Origin of the sequence: Candidatus Binatus sp. (assembly GCF_036567905.1) — a bacterium.
Lineage (GTDB): Bacteria > Desulfobacterota > Binatia > Binatales > Binataceae > Binatus.
Genome location: NZ_DATCTO010000039.1, coordinates 1 through 6,256 on the forward strand (window position 1 = coordinate 1; position 6,256 = coordinate 6,256).

Annotated in this window: 9 protein-coding genes; 3 read left to right on the forward strand and 6 right to left on the reverse strand. The window is 62.0% G+C overall.

Features of this window, described 5'->3' with window-relative positions; all coding sequences use genetic code 11:
* Positions 1-201: 201 nt before the first annotated feature.
* Positions 202-441, reverse strand: a complete 240-nt coding sequence (locus VIO10_RS06215) for a sulfurtransferase TusA family protein (RefSeq protein WP_331960983.1) — start codon at positions 439-441, stop codon at positions 202-204.
* 94 nt (positions 442-535) lie between these two features.
* On the opposite strand from VIO10_RS06215, the gene VIO10_RS06220 reads away from it, so the two are divergent.
* A complete protein-coding gene (locus tag VIO10_RS06220) occupies positions 536-1,237 on the forward strand; it encodes a class I SAM-dependent methyltransferase (protein WP_331960986.1) in 702 nt (233 codons plus the stop codon).
* 214 nt (positions 1,238-1,451) lie between these two features.
* On the opposite strand, the gene VIO10_RS06225 is transcribed toward VIO10_RS06220, so the two are convergent.
* The gene (locus tag VIO10_RS06225) at positions 1,452-2,069 is read right to left on the reverse strand and encodes a DsbA family oxidoreductase (RefSeq protein ID WP_331960989.1); all 618 of its coding nucleotides are present in this window, start codon (positions 2,067-2,069) and stop codon (positions 1,452-1,454) included.
* Positions 2,070-2,220: 151 nt separating this feature from the next.
* On the opposite strand from VIO10_RS06225, the gene VIO10_RS06230 reads away from it, so the two are divergent.
* Positions 2,221-3,033, forward strand: a complete 813-nt coding sequence (locus tag VIO10_RS06230) for an SDR family NAD(P)-dependent oxidoreductase (protein ID WP_331960992.1) — start codon at positions 2,221-2,223, stop codon at positions 3,031-3,033.
* A 29-nt stretch (positions 3,034-3,062) separates the two neighbouring features.
* Entirely contained in the window at positions 3,063-3,848 is a 786-nt protein-coding gene (locus VIO10_RS06235; protein WP_331960995.1) for an SDR family NAD(P)-dependent oxidoreductase, read from the forward strand.
* A gap of 19 nt (positions 3,849-3,867) precedes the next feature.
* On the opposite strand, the gene VIO10_RS06240 is transcribed toward VIO10_RS06235, so the two are convergent.
* The 4 genes from VIO10_RS06240 to VIO10_RS06255 form a co-directional block, all read right to left on the reverse strand.
* Positions 3,868-3,996 (reverse strand): hypothetical protein, encoded by a 129-nt coding sequence (locus VIO10_RS06240; RefSeq protein ID WP_331960998.1) that lies wholly within the window; start codon positions 3,994-3,996, stop codon positions 3,868-3,870.
* Between the two features lie 4 nt (positions 3,997-4,000).
* A complete protein-coding gene (locus tag VIO10_RS06245; protein ID WP_331961001.1) occupies positions 4,001-4,435 on the reverse strand; it encodes a hypothetical protein in 435 nt (144 codons plus the stop codon).
* A gap of 23 nt (positions 4,436-4,458) precedes the next feature.
* Positions 4,459-4,788: a hypothetical protein gene (locus VIO10_RS06250; protein WP_331961004.1), complete on the reverse strand. Its 330-nt coding sequence runs from the start codon at positions 4,786-4,788 to the stop codon at positions 4,459-4,461.
* A gap of 94 nt (positions 4,789-4,882) precedes the next feature.
* Positions 4,883-5,686, reverse strand: coding sequence for an SDR family oxidoreductase (locus VIO10_RS06255; RefSeq protein ID WP_331961007.1), 804 nt, complete (start codon positions 5,684-5,686; stop codon positions 4,883-4,885).
* Positions 5,687-6,256 lie beyond the last annotated feature (570 nt).

The following is a 6,256-nucleotide window of genomic DNA, read 5'->3' on the forward strand; positions in this document are numbered from 1 at the left end:
ATGCGACCGCACGGCAGTCTCGGCGCCTTGACGCCAGCCGAGTTCGCAGCGTTAAAAAGACGGGAAACGCAACCGCCCGAGGAGGGCGAAAAAACCGGCGGACTCTACTTATGATTGGCGGGAAATTGGGGAGCAGGCCAATCGCGCTATGCAATCCAGTGAAAAGTGAAAAGTGAAAAGTGAAAAAGGAAAGGGCGAAAACTACCGCTCGATGCGCAGCTGAAAGATGCCGTCGCGCGCCGTGGATTCGAGCATCGCGTAACCCTCGGCCTCGGCCGCACTGGGGATGTCGCGAGCGCCGCGCGGATCGTCGAGCGTCAGTTCGAGCACCTCGCCGCGCGCCATCTGCTCCAGTCGCACCTTCGCGCGCGCCCAGTTGAGCGGACACTTAACGCCTCGCAGATCGAGGCGAACCGCAACCGCTTTGCCGCGCGCTTCCATGCCTCCCCGATTCTTACCACACCCGGCCCGCTGAGACGCGAGTCGCGCCAGTGGCGTCCGTGAATCCGCCGCGCGAAATCGCTAGGCTGGACGGATGTTCCTCGAAAGTTCCGAGCTCTACGACGCGATCTATCATTTCAAGAACTACGCCCGCGAGTGCGAGCGTCTGCGCGCTTTGATCGCGGACGCCGTGCCGGGCGCGCGCACGATCCTCGACGTCGCGTGCGGCACCGGTGAGCACGCGAAATTTTTGAAAGAGCACTACGCGATCGACGGCGTCGATCTCAACGAAAACTATCTGCGCGCCGCGCGCCTGAAAAATCCCGCCGGCCGCTACACTCGCGCCGACATGATCGACTTCGATTTGGCGGCGGCTTACGACGTGGTGACATGCCTGTTCAGCGCAATCGGTTACGTTCGCACCGCCGACCGCATGAATCGCGCGATCGCATGCATGGCGCGTCACGTAAAGCCCGGCGGCGTGCTGATCGTCGAGCCCTGGCTCACCCCCGATGATTGGAAACCCGGCGCGAGCCACATCCACGGCGGTGAAATCGGCGCCGACAAGGTCTGCCGCATGAGTCACAGCAGCCGGCAGGGCAATCTATCCGTACTGCTCCTCCACTATCTCAGGAGCCGGCCCGACGGCATCGAGCATTACAGCGAGCAGCACGAGCTCGGATTGTTCACCCGCGACGAGATGACCCGCGCGTTCGAGTCCGCGAACATGCAAGTGCGCTACGACGCCGAGGGCTTGATGGGCCGCGGCCTTTACCTCGCGCAGCAGCGCACCTAATTCGAAGAACTTGGAATCTTCATTTGATGTGAAACCCACCGTGGGTTTCACACTTCCTTGGGCAGGGGTAACCCCTGCACCTTGGTGAGCAGATAGGATGCGGGCTTCGCCCTGTTAGAAAGGTTGAGGGGAAGACGGTGGTGAGGCTCCGAGTCTTACCCCGCCCGTAACTTTGGCTCTCGAACGCGCTGCTCGATTGATTTCGCCAGCGGCGTCAGGTCGCGAATCTCTCGGCCGCGCGTTTGAGAATCGCGCGCGTCGCGTCGAGGCTTTGCGCCCCCACCAGCGGGAATTCGCCGATGAAAAACGTCGGCACGCCGCTGACGCCGCGCTGATGCGCCGCCAGCGAATTATTCTTCAGCCTCATCTCGTACTTGGGCGATTTTATCGCGTCCGCCACCGCGCCGGAGTCCAGTCCCGCTTCTGCCGCCAGCCGCGCGACGGTCTCCGCGTCGCCGATGTTCACGCCTTCATTGAAGTACGCGCGGTAGATTCGCGCTTCGAGCGCTTCGTCGCGGCCCGACTCGCGCGCAAACTCGGTTGCGGCCAGCGCGGCGCGCGAGTTGGTCAGCATGGCCGGCGGCTTCATCGAAAATCCCACCGCCTCAGCCATCGCGCTAATCCGCTTCCAGAGCGCGACTAGCGACGCGGGGTCAATCGTCTCGCGCGCCTTGTCAATCGGGATTCCTTCGGCCGGCCAGTCGGGATGAATCTGAAAGCCGCGCCATTCGAGCTGGAAATCGAATTCCGGCTTCAGCCTCCGCATCGTTTCGAAGCCGACGTAGCAGAACGGACAGATGTAGTCCGAGAACATCACGATCGTCAGCGCCATCGCACCACTCCCATTGCGGACAATATAGGACCCGCCCTTGGGCGCCGTCAAAAGCGCCGCGCGCATTGCGTGCGATCGGTCATTTTCCGCTAAGTCCCGGCTATGTTAATTACCAAGCAGCGCCGCACTCGATGTAGATTGAGGTGACCCAATGATTCTCGATTCGCTGAAGCTCGACGGCAAAGTCGCCATCATCACCGGCGCCGGCCGCGGTCTGGGCCGCGCGATGGCGGTGAAGCTGGCGGATGCGGGCGCCGATATCGTGGCCGCGGCGCGCACCCAGTCGCAGCTCGATGAAACCGCCGACGCGGTCAAAAAAACCGGCCGCAAATGCCTGATCGTGCCGACCGACGTGACCGTCTCGGCGCAGGTCAACGCGCTCGCCGCGGCCACCGTCAAGCAGTTCGGCAAAATCGACATCCTGGTTAACAACGCCGGCGGCGGCGACAGCAGGCTCGGGGTACAGCTCCCGGAAATTACCGACGACGAATGGCGCCGCGGAATCGACACCAACCTGAGCAGCCAGTTCTACGGATGCCGCGCGGTAATTGCGCAGATGGTCAAGCAGAATCGCGGCAAGATTATCAACATCGCGTCGGGCTACGGGCTTCGCGGCGGCAAGCACAACTTCATGTACGCGTGCGCCAAGGGCGGCACGATCCAGTTGACGCGCTCGATGGCGCTGACCTACGCGCAGTTCAACATCCAGACCAACTGCATCGTGCCCGGCGTCTTTCCGCACAACGAAGCGACGATGCAGTTTTTCAAGGGCGGCAAGTTTATTCCCATCGGCCGCGTCGGCCAGGACAGCGAACTCGGTCCGCTCGCGGTGTTCCTCGCCTCGGATGCGTCCAACCATATCAACGGCGAACTGATCGCGATCGACGGCGGCGGACTGGCGGGCGGAATCGCGCCGACCGGAGTGTCGCCGGAGAGTTCGAACCAGATGGCAGCGAAAGAGTGAAAAAGTGAAAAACAGCGGAGCTGAAAAAAATGGCCTCCTCCAACGCGTCGAATGACTTCTCGCTCCAAGGCAAAAGCGCGCTGGTCGTCGGCGCCGAGCATTCCGTCGGCCGCGCCGCCGCCGTCGCTCTGGCCGAGGCCGGCGCCAGGGTCGTGCTCGCCTCGCAGGAGCCCGGCACCGACAAGCGGCTCAAGGAAGCCGCCAAGCTGGTGAATGCGGCCGGGACCAAGCCCGTGATTCGCGTGCAGGACGCGGCGATGCGCGCCGACCTGTCCGCCACCGCCGACCTTGCCGCGAAGGAGCTCGGCGGATTGCACATCCTGGTCAACGCGCTCGACACGCCGGCCTACGGACCGGCAGCAGCCGACGACGACACGGCGTTCGACAAAATCATGGAGAACAATCTGAAGACGGTGTGGATGTCGTGCCAGGAAGGCGCGCGCGTGATGATGCGGCAGGGCGGCGGGGTCATCGTCAACATCACTTCGGTGCTGGCAGAACGCGGCGTCGCCAACGCGGCGCTGTACTGCGCGGCGAAGGCTGCGGTCCTGAACCTGACGCGCGCGCTCGCGCTCGAATGGGCCCGGCAGGGTATCCGCGTCAACGCGATCGAGGCTGGATGGCTCGACGATGAATCGAGTCCCGCCAACAAGGGCGACGAATTCAGCAAGACCATGCTCAAGTACCTGCCCGACAATCGTCTGGTGAAGCCCGAGGAACTCGGCGGCGCCCTGCTCTACCTGGTGTCGCCTGGGGCAGGCTTCGTGACGGGAGAATCGATCGCGGTGGACGGCGGCCTGCGCGCCCGCGTGTAGAATTCGCGACGGCCGCCCTCTAGCGCTCGGCGACGATGAACATGTAGTCGCCGCCGTCGTGCGCGAACCTGCGAATCACATCCTTGATGCGCCCGGATTCGATGTCGGCGGCGAGACGATCCACTCCAATCCGGTCGTATAGCGCCATCGCCCTACATCTGTTCGCCGCCCACGGTCAGAACGATCGCGCATTCCTCGAGCGCCTCGATCGAATGCTCGATTGCGCGATTCAGCGCGAGAATCATTCCCGGGGTCACCAGTTGCGTTTTGCCGCTGGCGATGAAATTGATTCGGCCTTCGATCACCTGCACCGTGATCGGCGCGCGCGTGTGATGCTGCTGCAGCTTCGCGCCCTTTTTCAGCATCATCAGCGCGACGTTGATTCCGTCGCCTTTGACCAGCGAGCTGCCGTGGCGATCGCCACCGGCCCATGCGGGTTCCTTCTTGAGGCGCGCAATTTCAGCACGGATATCGACGGCGACGAATCCGCCTTGCGCCAAAAAGTTTTCGTGATCGGGATGCTGTGCGTGATGCTTTGCCTGATCGGCCTGCCTTGCGCGATCGGAATCTTTAGTTTCTTGCGCCATTTGAGGACCTCCGCGATTAGAGTTCAAACTGCGACGAGCACAATTCTGATTTTTCGGTTGATCGAATAGAGCTGAAAACAGCAAATCATACCATTTGTTGTGGTTTTGGACGGCTCCGCTGCTAGGGCTAGCTTTGTTCCGTCAAAAATAATTTCTGCCGAGAGCGGGCCTCGCCCAAGTTTGGGCGAGCGATGCGAGTACGGGATATCCTGGCGGTTGACCATAACGTATGCATAGCACGCCAAGTCCGGCGGGGGCAGGCCGAATAGTTCAGCCGTTGCGACGGCAGCGCAGTGTTTTCCGCTGCGGCTCAGGATGACGGCGTTGGCGCCGGCGTTGCTGGCTTCGGTCAAGATGACAAGATTCGACGCGGCGCCTCAAAACTGACGAGTGCGACGCTTTGCGGGACGTGGCCGCCTTCCAGCATTCCACTTCATGGAAACTGAATTACTGCGCGGCGGGGAAGCTCAAGGTAAAGCCGCCATCGACCATGATGGTCTGCGCGGTCAGGTAGCTCGCCGCGGGCAGGCATATCAGGCACGCGACGGCGGCAATCTCGTCGAGCGTCGGCAGCCGCTTCAACGCGGATCGATCGGCGCATCGGCGCAGAAGATCCTCGTACGAGCAGCCCAGGTAGTTCGCGTAGAAGCGCGCCGAGTCGGTATCGATCCAACCGACGCTGAGGGCGTTGACCGTGACGCCGCGCGGGCCGAGCTCGAAGGCGAAGTCGCGCACCATGCTCTCCAGCGCGGCCTTTGCGGCGCCGAGCACGCCGTGGCCAGGCAGGTTGCGAATCGAGTCCATCCCCGAAATCATCAGCACGCGCCCGCCCTCGCCCATCACCCGGCTCGCTTCCTGAACCGCAGCGACGAATCCGTTGACGCTCAGCGCAAAGGTGCGGGCGAGATTGTGCGGCTTGGCTTCGAGCAGCGGCTTGAATGCGGTCGCGGCCGCATTGGCAACCAGGATGTCGAGCCCGCCCAGCTCCGAGGCTGCGCGCGTCACCATCGCGCGCACCTGCGACTCGTGCTCGAGGTCGGCTTTGACCAGCATCGAGCGCGGCGCGATCGCGCGGACCTCCGCGAGCGTTTGCGCGGCGCTCGCTTCGTCGCGGCGGTAGTTCATCGCGACCGTCGCGCCCATCCGCGCCAGCCCGAGCGAGATGGCGCGGCCAAGTCCGCGCGTGCCGCCCGTCACGATCGCAATCTTGCCGTCGAGGTCGCGCAACAAATTCGTCGATTTCTCTTTCAAGCTAACCTGAGGGCTTACTACTCAGTGGCGTTCCGCTTTTTTCGAGATCGTCTTCTTCGCGAATTAGAGCCTTTACCCACTCTTGCAGGTGCTTCAGATTTCGGAATCTCGGAATGTAGTTGTCGTCCCAAGGATCATTCTGGAGAGTAGCAAAGGCAATAGCCTCGCAGGACCTCCGCGGATGCCAAGCCAATAGGCTGCGGGGCAAAAGCGATTTGACCGCAAGATAATGCGACCGAGTTATAAATGGAGACCAAGTCCGATGCAATTCCCTTTTGCTTTTGATATCGACCATTTCGACTTGTGCAAGTTCCTTGGTACCGTTCCTCTCCCACGCGCTCTTCATCAATTGAACTGCGGCAGCGTCACCACCGGGCGCGCTGTAGCCAAATATCGTGAGAAGTGGCCTGCACCCCGAAAACTCAGCCGAAATGAGGTAGAGTCCGTCGCCTGAAAAGGAGACGGATGGCCTGCACCCCGAAAACTCAGCCGAAATGAGGTAGAGTCCGTCGCCTGAAAAGGAGACGGACAATGAAAGGGAGTCGCTTCAGCGAGGAGCAGATCATCGGG